Here is a 20,475-nt window from a genome sequence, read left to right as displayed (position 1 = left end):
CCTAAAACAATGAAGAAACTAAAAAAACTAATTACACTTGCTTTAAAAGATGGTAAAATATCAGATAAAGAAAGAGAACTCATATTAAAGAAAGCTAGTAGTCTAGGTATAGATGAAATTGAAGCTGAGATGCTATTGGAAGGAATGATTTCTGACCATGAAAATGGGATTAAAAAAACTGAAAAACCAGTAGAAATGAATCCAGATGGTTATTCTATTGAAGACGCAGAACTTATAATGCGCACTACAAAATGGGTAGATCGTTGTTCTGAAAATAATATTAAAACAAAAGTATTAGAATTTCCAAAATTAATAGCAGATGAATCAAATTTCATGAAAAAATTAGATGGAGCATTAGATGTAACAGGAAATATTGCTTCTAAAATTGCTAAAACTGGTATTGGAGGTGCTTTAAAGTTTGTGCCTTATTTAGGCGGTGTAATTGGAGGTGTAATTAGTAATATATCTGATAGTAAATCATTAGTAGACCTGGACAATAAAGAAATTAGAGAATTAGCAAAACAATATTTAATGATTTTGGAACTTAGAAGTTCTAAAAACACAATATTGGCAAATAAATATACTGAATTGAATGCTAAGTATGAAGAGCAAATAAAAACTTACAATAACAAAGGGTTCTTTAAAAAACTATTTTAGTTAAAAAAAATGAGAAGAGAGAGCACAAACTTTTTAGAGTAGATAAAAGCATTATTATTATTAGGATATAAAATAAAAAAAATGAAGAATGTAGTTAAAAAATTGATTAAAGCGGACAAGAATTATAAGATTCATTTTAAACTATATATTATGTTTAAAGAAGCAATCCTGTTTTTAGTATATGAGGTGTTTAATTTTGGAGTTGGTTGGGTATTTGGAATTTTATCAGTTCAACTTGTTATGACATTTTTTGAAGAAAAGGGGATGATGAATCTTTGGGGGTTATGGTCGAATAAGGTTGTTGTGGAAGAATCCACTTTATCAACAATTGAGTGGCTTACTTCAGTTATTATAGGATACTTAGTGATGACTTTAATTAACAACTTAATTACAAAAGTAAAATCTAATTTTAATATATAATAAAGAAAAATAAATTTAAAATAATTTTATTCAACTAATCAACATTCATATATGAGCTCAATTACAGATAAACCAATTACCAAGTTAAATCAAGACCTTTTAAAGGTTGAAAAGTATAGTTTAGCACTTTCAAATTTTATTATTAGAAGTGATACGCCAATTACTGTTGGACTTCAAGGAGAATGGGGGACGGGAAAAACGTCTCTAATGTCACTTCTTCTTGAAGATTTTAATGAGAAAAACATTGCCTGCTCTTGGGTAAATACTTGGGAGTATAGTTTATTTCGTAATGCAAATGAAACCACTCCGGGTGTATTGAGGGGGATGTTAGAAAAATTGAAAGAATCGTGCAAGAGTAGAGAAATTTGGACATTGAAAGATGATACAGAAGAGAGGTTTAAAACTGCAGCACGTTTTTTAGGAGGTTTGGCAAATCAGATTGTGGCAAAACAAACAGGAATGGATGTAAAAGGTGCTGCAGCTGTTGGAGGGAGCAACCAAAAGGCTTCAGCAGAAGTTGCAGAAATTAAAGCATTAATTGCAGGTTTAATAACAGATTTAATAGAAGATCCTAAAAATAAAATAGAAAAAGTTGTCTTTTTTGTAGATGATTTAGATCGTATTCCACCTTAGTGATGCTGTGGAGGTTTTGGAAGCCCTTAAAAATATTTTTGACATTCCAAATTGTGTGTTTATCCTAGCTATTGATTATGATATTGTAGTCAAAGGATTGGAAAGTAAATTTGGCCCTAAAACAGATGAAAATGAACGAGAGTTTCGTTCGTTTTTTGATAAAATTATTCAGGTTCCATTTTCGATGCCAATTGGCACTTATGATATTGAAAATTTTTTAGTTGAAAAACTAAAAGATCTCGGAACAGATATTCTAGAGGAGGAAAAAGAATTGTATGTAAAAGCTATTAAATATAGTATTGGATACAATCCTAGGAGTTTAAAGCGGTATTTAAATGCTTTTAGTTTAATCAACCACTTAAAAGAAATTGAAGTAGATGAAGAGCAACTCAAAGGAGATGACTTTATGTTGTTTGCTGTTTTAGGAATTCAAATTTCATATCCTAAGATTTTTAGATTGCTTTCTCAGAAGCCTAATTTTCCAGAATGGAACAAAGGCTTTGGAAATAAATTTGGTGTGGAATGGGATGAAGTTCAAGAAAAAATAAAAAAGTTTGGAGAATCTGACCTTATTGATGAGGAGTGGGAACAGGTAACCTGGGGAGCTTGTCAAAGTGATTCATATCTAAGAGCACGTGCATTCTCAGTTTTAGAATTACTTAATTTGTTGCGAAACAAATATAAAGACACACTAGAAGATGAATTAGAAACAGCTATGACATTTGCATCTATTACCAGCGTTGACGATGATGTTGAAACAAAACAAGCGGTACAAAAAGTAGGCAACAAAACTATTTTTGATGGTGTACAAACGAAGCTTTTACAACTTACTGAAGAAGGATTTACGGATCAAGCCGTTAAAAATTATGCTGCCTTGTGGTCTCCGCTAAGTGATGTTGAAAAAAACAATACTAAATACAGAATATCATTTGCGAAAACTGGGTCATCTTTTAATGATGAGACACTTTTAGGAAGAGGTAAAAAAATACTTATATATTCCTCAAATCCTTCTAAGAAAGCACTTGGAATGAAAATATGGGTAAAGAAAAACACTGGAAAGGTTTCATCTTTATTTGAAAATATAAAATCAACGTATAATTTACAAGAAAGTGAAAACATGTATATATCAAAGGATAAAGATTTAATTATTGAATACAATGCGTATTCAGAATTAAAAGAGAATTACAGTCAATTGATGGAATATATAGTACAACAAATAACGAGTTAAGTATAAATAGCGCCTCTAAAAAATTGAATTAAAAAACAAAATTATGAAAGAAATACAATTACAAAAGGATTGTTGAAATATTGCGAACTCGATACTTTAGCAATGGTTATGATTTATGAGCTTTTAAAATCAATAGTGTAACCAATCCAGAAATTGAACTCCCTGTATTTATAACACTATTAATGAAAAAATGGCTACTACATTATGAATTTGACACAATAAAAGAGATTACAACTTTAGGATTATTTCATTGGGATTTCAAACCAAATAGGCGGAAACGTGAAAAACCAAGAAGAATTCCAAGAGTTGGAGGAGCCTGTAAACTCATAGAGTTAAGTTTTAAAATAAGTATCTATTTCTTTGAAATTGATGCTAGAACTTTGCATGTGTATGAGAGTTTGGGTTTTAGCTTGGCTGGATCAAATGTAACAAAAGAATATATTTTTGAAGGCGAAAAATTCACAGAAAAAAGTGTTTTACTTAATTCAATCACTTAAACTCTATAAAGGTAAACTTATCTATCTTACTTTTAAATTGAAGGAAGTTAGATCATCGTTTCCAAGTACCTCCATAGGTATAGTTAGGATTGTCTTTTTTAACGTCTTTTAGACATTCTTTACAAACAAACACCCATTCTTTTGGGTTTTTATATTGTACTCGGTACATGGTAGAAAAGTCTACTTTACAAATGGTACACTGTTTTATTCGTTGTTTCATTCTTCACTTAGGTAACTAGTAACTTAACTTTAGGTTACTAATATAATCAGTTTATAATTATTTTTTTATTCCTCCCGAGCAACCTTTGGAGCAACCCTAAAAACCAAAAAACCCGTAAATCATTGTTTATAATGAGTTACGGGATAATTTTGTGGTACCTCCAGGAAGAATTTACTTTATTTCATTTAATCTTAAAAACACCTAAATCATTAAAAATCAATGTTATAACATCATTTTTATTATAATGATGTAAAATGAAATAAAGAGAAATAAACTACAAATAACTAAAGTGCGCACACCTTTGAGCACACCCTTTATGCGCTGTATATTAGCTGTATGAAGAAAATAATTAAACCACAATTAGGAACTGTAAGGTACAATTTGAAGGAATCCAAAGAGTCATTAAGACAAAGTAGAAAAGAAAGTCCAATTTCATTATGGTTTTCTTATGGTAAACGACAAAGATTAAGATATTCAATTGGAATATCAGTAGGTTATGCAGATTGGGATTTTGAAAGACAAAGAGTTAGAAGAAATCGAAATCTTATAATTAATTCAGCAACAGTTAATAGATACCTTGACAAGTTACAGAATGAACTCATTCATGATCATTCGGAATTAGTATTGGAGGGAAAAGAAGTTAACAATGAAGTTTTAAGATCTATTCTCGATAGGTTGACAAATCGAAATATTGAATCAGAAGTAAAAGTAATTCAAGATGATTTTTTTGTTTTTGCAGATGAGTTCATCGAGGAGAAGAGGGGTAGTATTGAAAATGTTACTTTACTACTATATAAACAGTCCTTAAAGAAACTTAAATTGTTTTCAGATTCCACAACATCAATTGATTTCACATCTTTCACAAGACCTATTTTAAACGACTTTAAGAGGTTTTTGGAGGTTGAACAAGGGTTTAAATTAAACACCATTTCAAAACATTTCAAATCAATAAAAACAATTGTGTTGGAGGGGAAGAGGAGAGGTTTAATTGGAGATGTAGATTTCAGGTTGTTTTCAATTCCAACGGAGGAGCCAACAAAGATTTATTTAAGTGAGAATGAAATATGTAAGATGAAGGATTTAGATCTTTCAAATGACAAGACTATGGAGTTGGCAAGAGATATTTTCTTAGTGGGTTGTTATACTGGACAACGAATTAGTGACTACAATAGATTATCTGGTATTGATATTGTAGAAAAGGATGGGGTCCATTTTTTTGAAATTCTTCAAAAGAAAAGTGGTGTTAAGGTTAACTGTCCAATCACACAGGAACTAAAAGAAATTATGCACAGATATAATAACCAACCCCCTCCAAAACTATCAGACCAAAAGATAAACAAGTATCTCAAGTTGATTGGTAGAAGATTAGATATGAATGAAGATGTTTTATGTCATGATACAAAGGGAGGAGTAAAAAGAACCTATATTCGTCCAAAGTGGGAAATGTTGGAGTCACATACTGCACGTAGAAGTTTCTGCACCAATATGTACTTAAAAGGAATGTCAATTCAAGATATCATGCATTTTTCGGGTCATAAAACTGAAAAGGAATTTCTTAAGTATATTAGAATCACATCAGATGAGCGCACCCGACATATACTGAGACAGGGATTTTTTAATGTGTAAATTATAAAGTTATAAGGTGCTTTAGTTACCAGTAACGTTAGTCAACTTCTCTAAAACCTTTGAAAAATCCAATTGTAAAATCTACAATCCATTTTATTGACAAGAAACCAAACCACAAAATAGAGATGAAAATATGCCAAATTACTTTAATGAAATTAACAAAGAGGATGATCAACATATAGATCATTTGAAACGTAGCAGCGTTTTCCCCTCTAACTTGAACACCTCCTAATTTGAAACTGGAATAATTGGGTTTAAAGATGTTATAGGAACCTCGTTTGTTTTTGAGGGATGTACTAAATTCGTTTTTTGAAACATTAAAGTTAAAAGGACCACTATTGTATCTTCCAATGAACTGAAAGTTTCCGTTTTGGAAACCCATTCTTGCTCCCTTAAATAATCGTTTGTGAAGACGAAGTCCGTGTTTAGTGTTTATAGTAGCGCCAACTCCATCTCCTTTAAATGTTTTCGTTGCAGAAACACCACCAGTTCTTGAAACTCGGACATTTTTTCCTCTGTATTCTATTCTTTTTGAAGGGTTGTCTTTATCTTTTGAATTAGTGCTTGACATGAGTCAAAATTAAGAAATTAAAATAAGGAGATTGAGATGTTTGAATTTTGATTTCCCCTCCCCCTATTATTCAAAGATGCAGCCAAGAATTTCTTAATTCACCTTCCTCGCTACATAGAAACCATACCCAAAGTAATCCTTAAACCTTTTGTATAGCTCTATTTCATCTTTGTAAGATTGAACAACTTCTTTTGTCTCTTCGTCTTTGGAAAGATCTTTCTTAAGAGTTGCGAGCTCCTTTTCTAAAGGACTATAGTAATTGCTGAGCCAACTTTCTTCAGATAGAATGAAATGATCAAGGAGTTGGTATCCGGATTTATGGAGTGTCCTGATCTTTCCTTGAGCATTGTCTATTTCGGGGTATTCGGTGTTCCAATACGTTTCTATCTCAGCCGGACGCTCGTTTGTTAACCAAGTGATTTCGCTTAGCGCTATGTTAGTGGCAAGGCTAAGACAACACAACCCGATAGACAAAATCGGGTTCTTTTTGATATTTTATATTTTAGTAGTTGCTTAAATAAACAAATTGACTATATTTTCAGTATGGACAACATTTCTTGTATAAGACAACAGGCGGACATTAAACAAATCAACCGTTGTAAAGACCGAGTTTCAGAACTGAACGGTTCGTTTGACTATTTATCGAACGGACTTGAATTGGCTGGTAATAATGTAAGACTGAAAATCCTGTTCTTACTTTACGAAGAGAAACAACTTTGCGTTTGCGACTTGAGCGACATTCTCGGAATGACCATTTCGGCAATTTCACAACACCTGCGAAAACTCAAAGACCGAAAACTCATTGAAACAGAAAGACAGGCACAAACCATTTTCTACTCATTGACAAAAGAGTATGGAAAAATGCTCAAACCGTTTTTCAAAATACTTCACGAAAATAAAATTTTGGAATCAATATGAAAACAGACAAAAAATTAATCGGCGCAGGACTTTTAACAGCATTTGCTGCTTCACTTTGTTGCATCACACCAGTTTTGGCTCTTGTTGCTGGGACAAGTGGGCTTGCTTCTAGTTTTTCGTGGCTCGAACCTGCAAGACCATATTTCATCGGTTTGACAATTTTGGTTCTTGGTTTTGCCTTAGTATCAAATGCTAAAGCCTAAAAAGGAAATCGATTGTGAATGTGAGACAGACGAAAAACCAAAATTCACACAGTCCAAAACTTTTTTAGGAATTATAACTGTATTTGCAATAGTAATGTTGGCATTTCCATACTATTCAGGAATTTTTTACCCAGACACGGCAAAACACATTATCGTAGTAGATAAATCGGATATTAAAACAACTGAATTTAAAATTAGTGGAATGACCTGTGCGGGTTGTGAGGAACACGTAAACCACGAAGTAAATAAACTCAGCGGAATCGTGAGCTCAAAAGCATCATACGAAAGTGGAAATGCAATCATTGAATTTGATAAAACCAAGACCAATGAAGCGGAAATTGAGAAAGCAATTAATTCTACAGGTTATAACGTGACCGACAAAAAAGAAAAATAATGGAAACTATATTGACATCTGAAATAACTTGCCCAAACTGCGGACATAAAAAAGTAGAAGAAATGCCAACGGAATCTTGTCAATTCTTTTATGAATGTGAGAGTTGCAAAACGGTTCTAAAACCAAATGAAGGAGATTGTTGTGTTTATTGTTCTTACGGAACTGTGCCTTGTCCGCCGATTCAAGAAAACAAAAGTTGTTGCTGAAAAGACAATACTCTAAAAAATGATATATTAGGAAAATGCAAACGGAAGAAGAAATCCTAAAAATAAAAAAAGTAAAAAACACCGCAGTACGAACGGTTGTTCTGCGCCATCTTTTAAGCCTAGAAAAAGCTCAATCATTAAAGGATATTGAAAATGCACTGCCCTATACGGATAGAAGTTCTATTTTCAGAACACTAAAAACATTTGAGGAAAACAAAGTTATCCACAGCATTGAAGATGGCTCTGGAATGACCAAATATGCAGTTTGTGCGGAAGGCTGTAACTGCGACCCAAAAGATTTGCACTATCATTTTTATTGTACTAACTGCGACAAAACGTTTTGTCTTTTCGACGTTCCTATTCCCAATATTCAACTTCCAAAAAATTTCAAGTTGCAACAAGCAAATATGGTCGTGAAAGGCCTGTGCGACAACTGCAACAGATAATCTTTGCAATCGAGTTGCGGTAAATGCTAAATACATACATTTTCAATATTCTTAAAAACCAGAATAAGCAAATGAAAAAAGTATTTTTAAACACATTATTTTTAATGTTATCAATTATATCATTCGCACAAACGAGTGATATTTCCATTTCTGTGAGCGATGCCGAAACAGATGGGCCATTATTGGGAGCGACTGTATATTTTGAAGAATTAGAGAAAGGAGCAGTAACAGATTTTGACGGAATTGCCACATTTACAGAAATCCCAAATGGAAACCAAACCGTAAAAATTTCATATGTATGTTTTAAAACCATTGAAACCACTATTGAGGTTGGCACAAAAAAAGAGTTCTCTTTCAAGCTCGAATCGGGAGGAAATGAATTGGATGAAGTCGTAATACAATCTTCAAGAAGTACACGAACTGTTAGAAAAATACCTACGAGAATAGAATTTATAGGTGCGGAAGAATTAGGCGAAAAAGCAGTAATGAATCCGACTAATATTTCAATGGTGCTTCGTGAAAGTACCGGAATACAAATGCAACAAACCTCGTTAAGTAGTGGAAACACCAATATTAGAATTCAAGGTCTCGATGGACGTTATACACAACTTTTAAGAGACGGATTTCCTTTGTATGGTGGATTTTCAAGTGGTTTGAGTATTTTACAAATTCCGCCTCTAGACCTACAACAATTTGAGATAATAAAAGGAAGTTCTTCTACACTTTATGGAGGAGGGGCTATTGCGGGTTTAATAAATATGGTATCAAAAACACCTGATGAAGAACCATCTTTGGATATTATGCTAACTCAAACACAAGCGTTGGGTAGTACAGCAAATGTCTTTTATAGTAAGCGAAATGAAAAATTTGGAGTTTCATTATACAGTTCTGGTCATTACCAAAAAGCGTATGACCCAGAAGATGATGGTTTCAGCAATCTACCAAAAACAACTTCGTTATCTTTTAACCCCAAATTCTTTTATTATCCTTCAGAAAAAACAACTTTTTGGATAGGTTTAAATGGAACTTATGACGACAGAATTGGTGGAGACATTACAAAAATTGAAAGTGGCGAAAATGGGATTCATCAATATACCGAAGAAAATCTTTCTAAAAGATTGAGCAGTCAGGCTGTTTACGAAACACAGATAGATTCGGTCAGTTCATTGAACATCAAGAATAGCATCTCATTTTTCGATAGAAAACTATCTATTACCGATTTCAGTTTTGACGGCAAACAAACCAATACATTCACAGAAATCAACTATCAAAAGGCATCCAAAAAAACCGATTGGATTTTTGGTGCAAATTTATACACATCTAATTTTGATGAAAATGATAATGCGACATTACAACGAGACCAATCAGACGTTACTTATGGAGCATTTGTAAACAACATTTACGACGTTTCAGATAGTTGGATTTTAGAAACAGGATTAAGAGCAGACTACAATACAGATTTCGGTTTTTTTCCACTTCCAAGAGTTTCCTTGCTTTACAAGAACGACAGCGGATTTTCGAGCAGAATTGGTGGTGGATTAGGTTATAAAATTCCAGATATTTTCACCGAAGAGGCGGAATATATCAGTTTTGAAAATGTACTTGCTATAGATAAATCTGCTTTAAAGGCAGAACGTTCCTATGGTGTCAATTTTGATGTGAATTACCAAACAAGGTTATTCGATGTGGTAGGTTTTAGTGTTAACCAACTCTTCTACGTTTCAGCTATTAACAACGGGCTATTATTAAATTCAACAGACGATGGATTTTTTATGTTTGAAAATGCAACCGATAAAATAATAAGCAAGGGAGCGGAAACCAATATTAAATTTACGTACAAGGATTTTAGATGGTTTTTAAACTATGCACTCATTGATACAAAGCTAAACTATTTGGCAGGAAATCCGCAAAAACCGCTCACAGCAAAACATAATGCAGGTAGCGTTTTAATGTACGAATCTGATAAATGGCGCATAGGTTATGAAACTTTTTACACAGGAAAGCAGTTTTTGTCTAATGGCACAGAAACCACGGATTTTATAACTATGGGATTGCTTTTAATGCGCAATTTCAAATGGGGAACAACCTTTGTAAATTTTGAAAACTTTACAGACAGAAGACAAAGTAGGTTTTCACCTTTGGTTTTGCCACCACACGACAATCCAGAATTTCCAGAAATTTATGCGCCTACGGACGGTTTTATTTTTAGTGTAGGAGTAATTATTAAACCTTTTGGTCAAAAAAGATGAAAGGTTTGCATTGTCCTGATTTTCGATTTTTTTTATGAGCGCAATTTTTATTTCCTCTATCAAAATTTCTGTTTCATCCTTTATGATTTCAAAACCGTGTTTGCTCAGCACTTTTTCTAATTCTAATGTTTGGATGCCTGTCTTTTTGTTTAGAACAATTTGTCCAAGCTCAACCGTTTTTATGTCACAACCCAATTCTTCCAACTCCCGTAATACAGTTGATTTGCATCTGTCACATACCATATTCTTTATGTTAAGGGTTTGTTTCATAATACTTTTTATAGTGCCTGAAATGGGAAGGGCTATTAACCAACCAACCAGTATTTCCTTCCCATATCAGGGCATTATTTTAATGTTTCTTTTAGGTTCTTCATATAATCAATAATCAAGGTCTTTTCAGAATTGGACAACTTAGCATCCTTGTGAATCAAGGTGTAAGATGCTAGTGGCATCTCATCATCTTTAACCTGACTAATTATTGACTTTAGTTTGCTGTTTTTTCTTCGGTTGGAATACGCATCCCATTCATTGAAATTCAATTCTTCCTTTCCTTCATTAATGTGGTCTTCTAAAAACCAAGCAACAGGTTGTACCTTATTGTACCAAGGGTATTCTGTGTTATTACTATGACAATCATAGCAGGACTCTTGTAATAATGCGCTTATGTTTTCTTGGGTGTTGTTTACCAACAAGAAGTCAGTTTTTGGCACAGTATCACTTTGATTGAGGTCTGTGGGCACAAACTGTATACCCACAAATCCAACCAATAAAATCAGTGCTATGATTTTTACAATTTTCATTTAGTTAATTTCTCGCTGTACTTTACCACATTTCAACATCTGGCTTCCATAATATGGATTGCGTATTTCTTCCTTTGTACTCAACCAAGCTGTACCGCCATCATACATTGGACAAAATTGCTCGTATAGTTTCACTTGTGTTCCCGTAATAGCTACCATATCAGTAACATCTTTGCTCAAAACTTTAAAATGTTCGCGTTGGTGTTTAATATCACTTTCACTGATATGTTCTGCGTGCTCGATAGCATCTTCCATAATGTCCTTTAATTCTGATTGCTGAGCATCCGTATATTTTGAAATGTCAAGCTTTCCTAATGATGTTGCGAGGGTTGCACCCAATTCTTTAGCTTTGGCATTATCATCTGCCACTAAGGCATCCTTTAAGTTGAAATAGTCATTTAATATTGTTTGGGAATTTCCATCTCCGTTCATTGCCATTTCCTTTTTATCCACATCGTGGTGACCATCGGAATTATCGTGGTTCATTTTTGAATGGTCTTCCTCAGTAATCATTTCAGAATTGGTACTGTTTTCTGTTTTCGCATCTTTACAAGACATTGCTGATAAGCTTATAAATGCCATTACCATAATTGTTGTTAATCTTACTTTTTTCATTGTTTAAAATTTAATTGTTATTACTTGATTTATTATTCTATTATTTGTTTTACTTCTCCACAGGTTAGCATTGCGCTGCCAAAATATGGATTGATTACTTTTTCTTCTTTGCTCAACCAATATGCACCATTGTTGTTATCTGCCATAGGGCAAAATTCCACATAGACCTTTTCATTAACACCAAACAATTGAACAGCATTGATTAGATGTGATGATAAATATTTAAAATGGTCTCTTTGTGCTTTTATATCGGATGTTTCAGAAATTGAGGTCGCTGAAGGTTTTATTTCCTTTTCTAATGACATCCAATGGTTATGCGCCTTATTGTTTGATAACAATTTCATATCTACTCTGGTTAAATTGTTTAGTAAACTTATTACACTTTCAGAAGCGCCTTTTGAGTCTTCTTTCACTAAAGCATCTTTTAAATTGATATACGCATTGAAAACAGCTTTTAACTGCTCTTGAAATTTCGCTGATACTTTCAGACGCTCATTCATAATAGTGTGGTCACTTTCTGTGTTGGGTGAATTGTTATCCATACCTAAATGACCCTCGTGACCTGTCATTACTTTACCACCATCTTTATTCATCAAAGACTTTTTGCCTTGTAATTGTGCTGCTGCATCAACCGTAAATGTACCGTTAGTCACTATTTCATTTCCAACAAATAATCCTTCTAAAACTTCATATTCATTACCAATTTGATTGCCTAATTTAATTTCACGCATTTCAAAAATAGTTTGGTCTGGATTTGTTTTAAGGTACACCACAGAACGTTCACCTGTCCATAACACAGAAGATGAAGGAATTGTTAATACTTCGTCATTTTTAGCTGTACTGTCTTCAATATTTGCGATTACAAACATTCCTGGTTTAAATACATCGTCCTTATTGTTTAAAACAACACGCAAGGTAACAGTTCTTGTTTTGGTGTTTAAAACTGGGTCAATGAAATCAACTTTACCTTTAAATTCTTTATTAGGATAGGCATTGGTTGTTATCATCACTTCCTGTCCTTTTTTAAAGCGGTTAATCTGATTTTCATACACATCAAAATTTCCCCAAACTGTGTTGAGATTGGCAATTTTTAATATGGGTTGACCTTGTTTAATGTAATCGCCTTGCTCTACTAATTTTTCTGTAACAGTACCCGAAAAGGTTGCATACACAGGAAAGTTTTCTTTCACTTTTCCTGTTTCTTCAATCTTATTAATTTGATTTTCAGAGAGCTTCCATAATTTCAATTTATTACGGACTGCTTTGTATAAAGCAGGTTGTGATTCTTTTAAAGATGCTGCTGTAATTAATTCTTGTTGTGCTGCATAGAGTTCTGGCGAATAAATGGTTGCCAATAATTGACCTTTACGAACTTCTTCGCCTGTAAAACTCACATTCAAACGTTCAATTCTTCCAGCGAAATAACTTACCTGTACTGCATTTGCTTCTTCGTTTTCAGCAATTTTACCAGATAATTTGATAGTATTGCCTTCAACATTGCCTTTACCAACAATAGATGTTTGAATATTAGCTAAAGCAATTGCGTTTTCAGTCAATTTGAATTGGTCTGCTAATAAACCATCACTTACACCATCAGCAGGAATTAAATCCATACCACAAATAGGGCAATCTCCTGCTTCTGGTTGCATAATCTGTGGATGCATTGAACAGGTCCACATTTGATTGGTTTCTGTAACTGCATCGTGATTATGGTCTGTTTCTTCTTTTGGTGAGCCACCAAACAGTATCCACCCTAAAAGTAGACCAACAGCTAATATTCCGAGATAAACTATATACTTTTTCATTTCTTTATTTTTTTTCGTTTTAATAATTTCCTAATTGAAGGTGACGAGGTGTACCACAACAAAAACCCACTTAAAACGGTTATCAATCCTAAAAGTGAAAAGGCTCTCAAAACAATGGTATTAAAATTGTCTCTGCCTTCATAGTCCATGGTATGTGTCATCCATAAAAAATCAAACCAACGCCAAGAACGATGTCTTACGGTTTGAAATTTTCCGTCGCTTACAGAAACGTATGCTTTTAGTGCTTCTTCTGTTTTATATGAGATAACATAAGCAGGTAGTAGTTTTTCTCGATACTCGTGGTGTTTTCCAGTTTCCGTAATTTGCTCAACAGATTCTACCTCTAAACCACTTTTGATATGGTTTTTGGCAATATAGAGTGCCTCTTTCTGCGTAATACTATTTTTTGGCATTCCATCTAAAGCATTATACAATTGCTCTTTATTTATCCAATAGTACGGTGCATTATCAATATCTCTTAATTCAATAGTCTTTATACCATTTGGAACATCCATTTCTGAAGGACTTATTAAACTATTAAATGCTTTGGGTTGATACTTCAAGTTTTTAAATTGGTCTCCGTGTATTTCATCGATGTTCGTCCAACTAAAGTATAAACCACTAATAGTCCAAAACAGGAATTGAATCCCTAAAAAGAGACCCAAATACCTGTGGGTTTTTCTAATTTTTAACGCAGTATGCCTATTTACCATAACAATTTAATTTATAAGCATTAATGTCGCCATTACAATCATAATAGCATTTTCAATAAAAGTGGCTTCTGTCATAGGTAATTTTAAAGCAGTACCTAAACACGCACATCGTATTGATTTTTTGTCCAATAATGTTTTTGTTACTCCAATTGTTGTTATCCCTAATACTATAAGTGTAATTATTAAAGCTATATTAATTTCAAACCGCAATAAAAACATCAGTCCTAAAGCTGTTTCAATAAATGGATAAACTTTCCCATAAAAAGGAACACGTTTAGCTAAAGGGTCGTACATACGAAAGGATTCAGGAAAGCCTTTTAAATCTAACATCTTGAAAAAACTAAACACGATGTAAAATAACCCCATAAAGTCGAGCATAAAAGCGCTCCAAGTCCAATTTTTATAATGTAATAATACACTTGCAGTTGCTATATAAAAAATGATAAGCAATAAAGGTTTTAGCTGTTGTAATTTACTTTTTTCTTCTTCCATAGGCATTGCCGACATACTTGAAGATGCAAACACATTCTTCTCTTTCTTTTCAGATAAAGTATACTTTTCTGGTAATGCTTTTTGTAGTATATCAGTTGAAATATGTTTATTCATTTTCACTTCTGCCTCACCTTTTTCAAGATTAACAGACACCTCTGATACGTGGTCTATTTTACTTAAATATTTCTCGACGGAAGCCTTACAGTTATTGCAAGTCATTCCCGCAATCTTATATGTGTGTTTCATTATTGCTGTGTTAAATAATTAATAATCGTTGATTGAACATAATAAGTTCTAATTGATTCTATTTGGTTCATTTGAAACTTTAGTTGTAGTTCTTGAATATCCAAAACATCATTAAAATCTATCGTTCCTGTTTCGTAGCTTTTGATTAAAATGTCTTCTGCATCTTTAGCTTGCTTTAAGTTTTTTGTTTGAGTAGCATAACTTATTCTTGCAGAAATGCGTTCGTTATTTGCTTTGTCTAAAAGCGTTTCCAATGCATTTAAACGTTCCTGTTTTTGAGCAGTAATTTCCTGCTGCTGCAAATCATTTTGTTTGGTTTGGGATTTATATTTCTTATTGAAAATTGGGATAGATACCGAAACCATTGGCATTACAATATCCTTTCCGTTATCGCTGAAATCCATATTTGGTCTTTCAGCAACATTGATATAATCTAATCCAAAACCAATCATTGGACTGCTTTCTTTTTGATTTAATAATTCTGATTGCTCTATGGATTTATAAAGTTTATCATATTTTAGTAATTCGGGATGTAATGCTAAATTTTCAGAAGTAATATCAAAGTCTTCAGAAGGTATCAGTAAACTATCTACCACATTCACGGTAACATCATTATCTCTATTCAATAGATTATTGAAGTTAGTTTGTTCTGCTAAAAATTGTTGTTGCAATACGTCTTTTAATTGTTGCATTTCGTTCTGACGCATTTGCAATCGCAACACATCTACTGCGGATGCTTTACCAACCTCAACAGATGTTAGTGCTAATGTTTCGTAAGTTTCTAATAGTTTGATGTTTTCAGTTAAGACCTCTTGCTTTGCTTTGTTGGCGAATAGATTATAATAGGATTGTGATACCGAAGCCATTAGTTTTCGCTTTGCGATAACAATGTCCTCGTATTTAGCATCTGCCAATGAACTCACGTAATTTTCTCTTGATGTAATTGTACCAAACCACGGTAACATTTGTTTAGCAGATACCTTAAAACGTTGCGCTCCTGTTCTAGTTTCTGGCTCACTTACAAAGTAACCGACACCAAATTCGGTATTAGGAATGGTATTGACTTCATTTACTTTTTCGGAAGCTCTTTTGTATTGTAACTCAAACTTTTGAATTTCTGGATTGTTTGTTAAGGCTTCATCTATAAGTGTTTCTAATTGTTGTGCATTTCCTATGAGAACAAAGAATAACGAACAAAAAATAAAGACTGTTTTTATGTGTGATTTTATCTGTTTCATTTTACAGTTCTTTTAAGTTGAATTTCGGCTTTCCAGCTAAATAATACTGGAACTACGAATAAGGTTATTAAGGCTATAAGCATTCCACCAAAACTTGGTATTGCCATTGGTATCATAATATCACTACCTCGTCCTGTTGATGTCAGTACTGGTAATAATGCTAAAATGGTTGTAGCTGTAGTCATTAAACAGGGTCTGATACGTTTTTCTCCTGCTTCCACTATGGATGCTCTAATTTCTTTTTTATTCTCTGGTGTATTTCTATCAAAAGTTTGCGTTAAATAGGTTGCCATTACTACACCATCATCTGTTGCAATACCAAAGAGTGCAATAAACCCAACCCAAACTGCTACACTTAAATTAATTGGGTGCATCTGGAATAAGTCTCGCATATTTTCCCCAAAGAAATTGAAGTTTAAAAACCAATCTTGACCATAGAGCCATATCATTATAAAGCCACCTGCAAACGCTACTGCAATACCTGTAAAGACCATTAATGAGGTTGCCACAGAACGGAATTGGAAATACAGTATTAAAAAGATAATTGCCAAAGCTAAAGGCACAACAATCGATAAGGTTTTTTCAGCTCTTAATTGATTTTCGTAAGTTCCCGTGAAGGCATAGTTGATTCCTTTCGGAACTATCAATTCACCAGAATCTATCTTTTCTTGAATCAATGCTTGTGCATTTTCAACAACGCTTACTTCAGCAAACCCATCCAATTTATCAAACAAGACATAACCTACTAAAAAAGTATCTTCACTTTTTATGACTTGTGGACCTTGTTCGTAACGGATTGTTGCCAATTCATTTAAAGGCACAGGACTGCCTTTTTCAACTGGCACATAAATTTGTTCTAAATCAGTTGGGTTAGCTCGCATTTCTCTTGGGTATCTTACTCGAACACCGTATCGCTCTCGACCTTCAACCGTTTGGGTTATTACCATACCGCCAACTGCCACTTTCAAAACGTTTTGAACCTCTTCAATGGTAACGCCATAACGTGCTATTTTTTCTCTGTCAATATCAATGAGCAGATAAGGCTTCCCTACAATACGGTCTGCAAAAACCGCTTCCTGCTTAACGCCTTCAGCCTGTTTCAAAATGTTTTCCAATTGTATCCCAAATGCTTCTATTTGTTTTAAATCTTGACCCTTTACCTTGATTCCCATTGGTGCTCTCATTCCTGTTTGTAACATTACCAATCGGGTTTCAATAGGCTGTAGTTTGGGTGCAGAGGTTACGCCTGGAAGTTTTGTAACTCTTACAATTTCATTCCAAATATCGTTTGGTGATTCAATTTTTGGTCGCCAGTTACGATAGTACTCGCCATCATCATCTTCAATTAATTGAGACCTTTTTATAGTGCTAAAAATGACGTTTTCGGAATTATTAGGATTAGAAACCAAACGACCATCCTTCAATTCAAAGAAGCCATCATCATTTACTTTGTAGCGTTGGCGTACTCCGTTTTCATTCAGCATATATTCTGATTTATACTGAATCATATTCTCGTACATTGATAGTGGTGCTGGGTCTAAAGCTGATTCTGTTCTTCCTGCCTTACCAACTACAGTTTCAATCTCTGGAATACTTGCTACAGCCATATCCAATTGTTGTAAAACACGTTTGTTTTCTTCTACGCCAGAATGTGGCATTGAGGTTGGCATTAGTAGAAATGAACCTTCGTTTAATGATGGCATAAACTCTTTGCCTGTATTTTTCATAATGAAAAAACCTGCGATGACTATTGCTGTTGGTACGGATAAAAACAATAGTTTATTATCTAGACACCATCTCAAAATACGTCTGTAGTATTTTATAAATAATGAGAAAACACCTAATAAACCGAAGCATATAACGCTTACAAAAATGAGATTCCAAAAAATACTTTTGTCAACTCCTAACGGTCTCCAATATTCGGCTAACAAGAATACAATAGCTGATACAGAAATAATGATATTGATAAGATTCGCTTGTTTCTCTGATACTATCCCTTGTTGCTTTATAAGTGCAACAATTCCAAACCCAACCAATATTAACCCCAACCAATAACCGTAAACTATGGCAACAACACCTAGCACTATTAAAACGCCATTTAAAACATATATAAAATTGATTTTAATACTTTTCTTTCTGAATAAAAAAGCTGCAAAAGGCGGTATCAAGAATAAGGCAACAATAATAGATGCGGTTAATGCAAATGTCTTTGTGAAGGCTAAAGGTCTAAATAATTTTCCTTCTGCACCAATCATAGTAAATACAGGTATGAAACTGATAATAGTGGTCATTACTGCGGTTACGATTGCACCAGACACTTCGGCTGTTGCGTTATAAACTACCGTATTTATGGATTGTGTTCCATTATCTTCATCTAAATGCCTTATAATATTTTCTGAAAGTATGACACCCACATCTACCATTGTTCCGATAGCAATAGCAATACCTGATAGAGCTACTATGTTTGCATCGACTCCAAAGAACTTCATTGCTATAAAAACCATCAATACTGCAACGGGCAATAAGCCAGAAATCAATATAGAAGCTCGAAGATTAAACACCATTATGATTATAACCAAAATGGTAATCAATATTTCAAGAGTTAAGGCTTCATTGAGTGTACCTAAAGTTTCTTGAATTAATTCTGTTCTATCATAAAATGGCACTATGGTTACTTGCGATGTTCTTCCATCTGATAACACTTTTGAAGGTAGTCCTGCGCTTAATTCCTTAATCTTTTCCTTTACGTTATTAATAACTTCCATTGGGTTTGCACCATAGCGCGCTACCACAACAGCACCAACAACTTCTGCGCCTTCTTTATCTAATAATCCTCTTCGTGTTGCAGGACCTAAAGAGACTTTTCCAATATCTTTTATTCTGATTGATGTATAGTCTTCGGAAGTGACTACCGCATTTTCAATGTCTTCAATAGATTTTACATAACCCAAACCACGTACTAAATACTCTGCATTATTGATTTCAATAGTTTGTGCACCAATGTCTTTATTACTTTCCTTAACTGCTTTTACAACTTGATTTAAACCGATATTGTATTGTCGCATCAATTCTGGATTTACATCCACTTGGTACTCTTGAACATAACCACCAATAGAAGCTACTTCAGAAACGCCACTTGCAGAGGATAAAGCATATTTTACATAGTAGTCTTGAATACTTCGCAATTCCTGTAAGTCCCAACCACCAGTAACATTTCCCTTTTCATCACGACCTTCGAGTGTGTACCAGAATATTTGTCCTAATCCTGTTGCATCGGGACCTAATGCAGGATTAACACTTTCTGGTAATAAACCACTTGGTAAGGAATTAAGTTTTTCGAGAATACGACTTCTACTCCAGTAAAATTCTATGTCTTCTTCAAAAATGATATAAATACTTGAAAAGCCGAACATAGAAGAACTACGGATCGTTTTTACCTCAGGAATTCCTAGCAAGGACGTCGTTAATGGGTACGTAATTTGATCTTCAATATCTTGTGGTGAACGACCATCCCATTTTGTAAAAACGATTTGTTGGTTTTCGCCTATATCTGGTATGGCATCTACAGCAACTGGATTACTTGGTAAGAAACCTGTATCCCAATTAAAAGGTGCATTAACCGTTCCCCATCCTACAAAAAGGACGAGTAGCAGAACTGCAACGAGTTTGTTTTCTATTAAAAATTTGATGCTTTTATTGAGCATTGGCTTTGATTATTAAACAGTTAGACATTGATGTTACGACAACACCGAATACAACAAATTATCCTTACGACATTGCAGTCATAGGATAAAAAAGTCTATTGTTTAAAAATCAAATTAAATAAGTCTCGTCAATCTTGTAGAGTTGCCTTATGACGAGTGGTGGTTTGTATTCTTCAAAAGAAGATACATTGTTATCTAAACCTTCAAAAAGGTTACTATAAGTGTAAACAAGTGAAGCTATAAATACTTGTTGCTCAAACGTGATTTTGTCAACTTGCAATTGCAATTCGTCTTGACCTTCAATTGCTAATTGTTTATCATCACAACAATTTTTCTTGGTAATAGAACATCCTTCGGTTGAAGGCTTTTCCATTTCCATTCCGCACCCTTTGGCTTTTTGAAAGATAGCAGTTTCTACTAACGTATCTCCACAATAATGCATATTCAAAGTAAATGACATTGTAGAGAATAACACTACAAAAGCCATTGTTAAAGACATTATTTTATGGAAAAATTGCTTCATATTGATTGCGAAGTTACGAAATTTTAACAACTATTGATTCTGTTTAACAGAAGTTTAATTGACTAATCTGC

At 33.7% G+C, this 20,475-nt stretch carries 21 protein-coding genes and 1 pseudogene; 11 read left to right on the top strand and 11 right to left on the bottom strand.

Features of this window, described 5'->3' with window-relative positions:
• Positions 1-9 precede the first annotated feature (9 nt).
• The 5 genes from RRF69_RS02730 (at position 10) to RRF69_RS02710 (ending at position 3,435) form a co-directional block, all read left to right on the top strand.
• Entirely contained in the window at positions 10-657 is a 648-nt protein-coding gene (locus RRF69_RS02730) for a hypothetical protein (protein WP_316940448.1), read from the top strand.
• 81 nt (positions 658-738) lie between these two features.
• Entirely contained in the window at positions 739-1,077 is a 339-nt protein-coding gene (locus RRF69_RS02725; RefSeq protein ID WP_316940447.1) for a hypothetical protein, read from the top strand.
• 51 nt (positions 1,078-1,128) lie between these two features.
• Positions 1,129-1,710, top strand: coding sequence for a P-loop NTPase fold protein (locus RRF69_RS02720; RefSeq protein ID WP_316940446.1), 582 nt, complete (start codon positions 1,129-1,131; stop codon positions 1,708-1,710).
• 16 nt (positions 1,711-1,726) lie between these two features.
• The gene (locus tag RRF69_RS02715) at positions 1,727-2,938 is read left to right on the top strand and encodes a P-loop NTPase fold protein (protein ID WP_316940445.1); all 1,212 of its coding nucleotides are present in this window, start codon (positions 1,727-1,729) and stop codon (positions 2,936-2,938) included.
• Positions 2,939-3,120: 182 nt separating this feature from the next.
• Positions 3,121-3,435, top strand: a complete 315-nt coding sequence (locus RRF69_RS02710; RefSeq protein ID WP_316940444.1) for a hypothetical protein — start codon at positions 3,121-3,123, stop codon at positions 3,433-3,435.
• 52 nt (positions 3,436-3,487) lie between these two features.
• Here the strand turns inward: RRF69_RS02710 and RRF69_RS02705 are convergent, their stop codons facing one another.
• Positions 3,488-3,655 (bottom strand): hypothetical protein, encoded by a 168-nt coding sequence (locus tag RRF69_RS02705; RefSeq protein ID WP_316940443.1) that lies wholly within the window; start codon positions 3,653-3,655, stop codon positions 3,488-3,490.
• 336 nt (positions 3,656-3,991) lie between these two features.
• Here RRF69_RS02705 and RRF69_RS02700 point away from each other — a divergent pair, with 336 nt between their 5' ends.
• Positions 3,992-5,281, top strand: coding sequence for a site-specific integrase (locus RRF69_RS02700; RefSeq protein WP_316940442.1), 1,290 nt, complete (start codon positions 3,992-3,994; stop codon positions 5,279-5,281).
• A gap of 37 nt (positions 5,282-5,318) precedes the next feature.
• Here the strand turns inward: RRF69_RS02700 and RRF69_RS02695 are convergent, their stop codons facing one another.
• Both RRF69_RS02695 and RRF69_RS02690 read right to left on the bottom strand, forming a co-directional pair.
• A complete protein-coding gene (locus RRF69_RS02695; RefSeq protein ID WP_316940441.1) occupies positions 5,319-5,852 on the bottom strand; it encodes a hypothetical protein in 534 nt (177 codons plus the stop codon).
• 93 nt (positions 5,853-5,945) lie between these two features.
• On the bottom strand, positions 5,946-6,326 hold the full coding sequence (locus tag RRF69_RS02690; RefSeq protein ID WP_316940440.1) for a hypothetical protein: 381 nt from the start codon (positions 6,324-6,326) through the stop codon (positions 5,946-5,948).
• A gap of 69 nt (positions 6,327-6,395) precedes the next feature.
• Between RRF69_RS02690 and RRF69_RS02685 the strand changes: the two genes are divergently transcribed.
• The 5 genes and pseudogenes from RRF69_RS02685 (at position 6,396) to RRF69_RS02665 (ending at position 10,268) form a co-directional block, all read left to right on the top strand.
• On the top strand, positions 6,396-6,770 hold the full coding sequence (locus RRF69_RS02685; protein WP_316940439.1) for a metalloregulator ArsR/SmtB family transcription factor: 375 nt from the start codon (positions 6,396-6,398) through the stop codon (positions 6,768-6,770).
• Positions 6,767-7,367 (top strand): annotated as a pseudogene (gene merTP / locus RRF69_RS02680) (mercuric transport protein MerTP). Before RRF69_RS02685 ends, merTP begins: the two are co-directional and overlap by 4 nt.
• The gene (locus RRF69_RS02675) at positions 7,367-7,573 is read left to right on the top strand and encodes a GDCCVxC domain-containing (seleno)protein (protein WP_073240407.1); all 207 of its coding nucleotides are present in this window, start codon (positions 7,367-7,369) and stop codon (positions 7,571-7,573) included. The pseudogene merTP and the gene RRF69_RS02675 overlap by 1 nt, the downstream one beginning before the upstream one ends.
• Before the next feature lie 35 nt (positions 7,574-7,608).
• The gene (locus RRF69_RS02670; RefSeq protein WP_246906203.1) at positions 7,609-8,019 is read left to right on the top strand and encodes a Fur family transcriptional regulator; all 411 of its coding nucleotides are present in this window, start codon (positions 7,609-7,611) and stop codon (positions 8,017-8,019) included.
• Between the two features lie 71 nt (positions 8,020-8,090).
• Positions 8,091-10,268, top strand: a complete 2,178-nt coding sequence (locus RRF69_RS02665) for a TonB-dependent receptor (protein ID WP_316940438.1) — start codon at positions 8,091-8,093, stop codon at positions 10,266-10,268.
• Positions 10,269-10,612: 344 nt separating this feature from the next.
• Here the strand turns inward: RRF69_RS02665 and RRF69_RS02660 are convergent, their stop codons facing one another.
• The 8 genes from RRF69_RS02660 to RRF69_RS02625 all read right to left on the bottom strand — a co-directional run bounded on the left by RRF69_RS02660 (position 10,613) and on the right by RRF69_RS02625 (position 20,404).
• Positions 10,613-11,068 (bottom strand): heme-binding domain-containing protein, encoded by a 456-nt coding sequence (locus RRF69_RS02660; RefSeq protein ID WP_069674109.1) that lies wholly within the window; start codon positions 11,066-11,068, stop codon positions 10,613-10,615.
• The gene (locus RRF69_RS02655) at positions 11,069-11,683 is read right to left on the bottom strand and encodes a DUF3347 domain-containing protein (protein ID WP_069674108.1); all 615 of its coding nucleotides are present in this window, start codon (positions 11,681-11,683) and stop codon (positions 11,069-11,071) included.
• A gap of 32 nt (positions 11,684-11,715) precedes the next feature.
• Complete coding sequence (locus tag RRF69_RS02650; protein WP_316940437.1) at positions 11,716-13,488, bottom strand: efflux RND transporter periplasmic adaptor subunit; 1,773 nt, start codon at positions 13,486-13,488, stop codon at positions 11,716-11,718.
• Positions 13,485-14,201: a PepSY domain-containing protein gene (locus RRF69_RS02645; protein WP_316940436.1), complete on the bottom strand. Its 717-nt coding sequence runs from the start codon at positions 14,199-14,201 to the stop codon at positions 13,485-13,487. The genes RRF69_RS02650 and RRF69_RS02645 overlap by 4 nt, the downstream gene beginning before the upstream one ends.
• Positions 14,202-14,207: 6 nt before the next feature.
• Complete coding sequence (locus tag RRF69_RS02640) at positions 14,208-14,939, bottom strand: heavy metal translocating P-type ATPase (protein WP_298949612.1); 732 nt, start codon at positions 14,937-14,939, stop codon at positions 14,208-14,210.
• A complete protein-coding gene (locus tag RRF69_RS02635) occupies positions 14,939-16,177 on the bottom strand; it encodes a TolC family protein (RefSeq protein WP_316940435.1) in 1,239 nt (412 codons plus the stop codon). The genes RRF69_RS02640 and RRF69_RS02635 overlap by 1 nt, the downstream gene beginning before the upstream one ends.
• Positions 16,174-19,881 (bottom strand): efflux RND transporter permease subunit, encoded by a 3,708-nt coding sequence (locus RRF69_RS02630; protein ID WP_316940434.1) that lies wholly within the window; start codon positions 19,879-19,881, stop codon positions 16,174-16,176. Before RRF69_RS02630 ends, RRF69_RS02635 begins: the two co-directional genes overlap by 4 nt.
• Before the next feature lie 109 nt (positions 19,882-19,990).
• Positions 19,991-20,404, bottom strand: coding sequence for an HYC_CC_PP family protein (locus RRF69_RS02625; RefSeq protein WP_298949618.1), 414 nt, complete (start codon positions 20,402-20,404; stop codon positions 19,991-19,993).
• Positions 20,405-20,475: the final 71 nt, after the last annotated feature.

This window comes from Polaribacter sp. HL-MS24 (genome assembly GCF_032758595.1).
In the GTDB taxonomy this organism is placed as follows: domain Bacteria; phylum Bacteroidota; class Bacteroidia; order Flavobacteriales; family Flavobacteriaceae; genus Polaribacter.
Note: the sequence above shows the minus strand (reverse complement) of the source record. Positions and strands in the feature narration are given on the sequence as shown.

Coding starts and splice junctions, on each gene's coding strand:
- RRF69_RS02730 (WP_316940448.1), top strand. CDS start 10: ATGAAGAAACTAAAAAAACTAATTACACTTGCTTTAAAAGATGGTAAA.
- RRF69_RS02725 (WP_316940447.1), top strand. CDS start 739: ATGAAGAATGTAGTTAAAAAATTGATTAAAGCGGACAAGAATTATAAG.
- RRF69_RS02720 (WP_316940446.1), top strand. CDS start 1,129: ATGAGCTCAATTACAGATAAACCAATTACCAAGTTAAATCAAGACCTT.
- RRF69_RS02710 (WP_316940444.1), top strand. CDS start 3,121: ATGAAAAAATGGCTACTACATTATGAATTTGACACAATAAAAGAGATT.
- RRF69_RS02705 (WP_316940443.1), bottom strand. CDS start 3,655: ATGAAACAACGAATAAAACAGTGTACCATTTGTAAAGTAGACTTTTCT.
- RRF69_RS02700 (WP_316940442.1), top strand. CDS start 3,992: ATGAAGAAAATAATTAAACCACAATTAGGAACTGTAAGGTACAATTTG.
- RRF69_RS02695 (WP_316940441.1), bottom strand. CDS start 5,852: ATGTCAAGCACTAATTCAAAAGATAAAGACAACCCTTCAAAAAGAATA.
- RRF69_RS02685 (WP_316940439.1), top strand. CDS start 6,396: ATGGACAACATTTCTTGTATAAGACAACAGGCGGACATTAAACAAATC.
- RRF69_RS02675 (WP_073240407.1), top strand. CDS start 7,367: ATGGAAACTATATTGACATCTGAAATAACTTGCCCAAACTGCGGACAT.
- RRF69_RS02670 (WP_246906203.1), top strand. CDS start 7,609: ATGCAAACGGAAGAAGAAATCCTAAAAATAAAAAAAGTAAAAAACACC.
- RRF69_RS02665 (WP_316940438.1), top strand. CDS start 8,091: ATGAAAAAAGTATTTTTAAACACATTATTTTTAATGTTATCAATTATA.
- RRF69_RS02660 (WP_069674109.1), bottom strand. CDS start 11,068: ATGAAAATTGTAAAAATCATAGCACTGATTTTATTGGTTGGATTTGTG.
- RRF69_RS02655 (WP_069674108.1), bottom strand. CDS start 11,683: ATGAAAAAAGTAAGATTAACAACAATTATGGTAATGGCATTTATAAGC.
- RRF69_RS02650 (WP_316940437.1), bottom strand. CDS start 13,488: ATGAAAAAGTATATAGTTTATCTCGGAATATTAGCTGTTGGTCTACTT.
- RRF69_RS02645 (WP_316940436.1), bottom strand. CDS start 14,201: ATGGTAAATAGGCATACTGCGTTAAAAATTAGAAAAACCCACAGGTAT.
- RRF69_RS02640 (WP_298949612.1), bottom strand. CDS start 14,939: ATGAAACACACATATAAGATTGCGGGAATGACTTGCAATAACTGTAAG.
- RRF69_RS02635 (WP_316940435.1), bottom strand. CDS start 16,177: ATGAAACAGATAAAATCACACATAAAAACAGTCTTTATTTTTTGTTCG.
- RRF69_RS02630 (WP_316940434.1), bottom strand. CDS start 19,881: ATGCTCAATAAAAGCATCAAATTTTTAATAGAAAACAAACTCGTTGCA.
- RRF69_RS02625 (WP_298949618.1), bottom strand. CDS start 20,404: ATGAAGCAATTTTTCCATAAAATAATGTCTTTAACAATGGCTTTTGTA.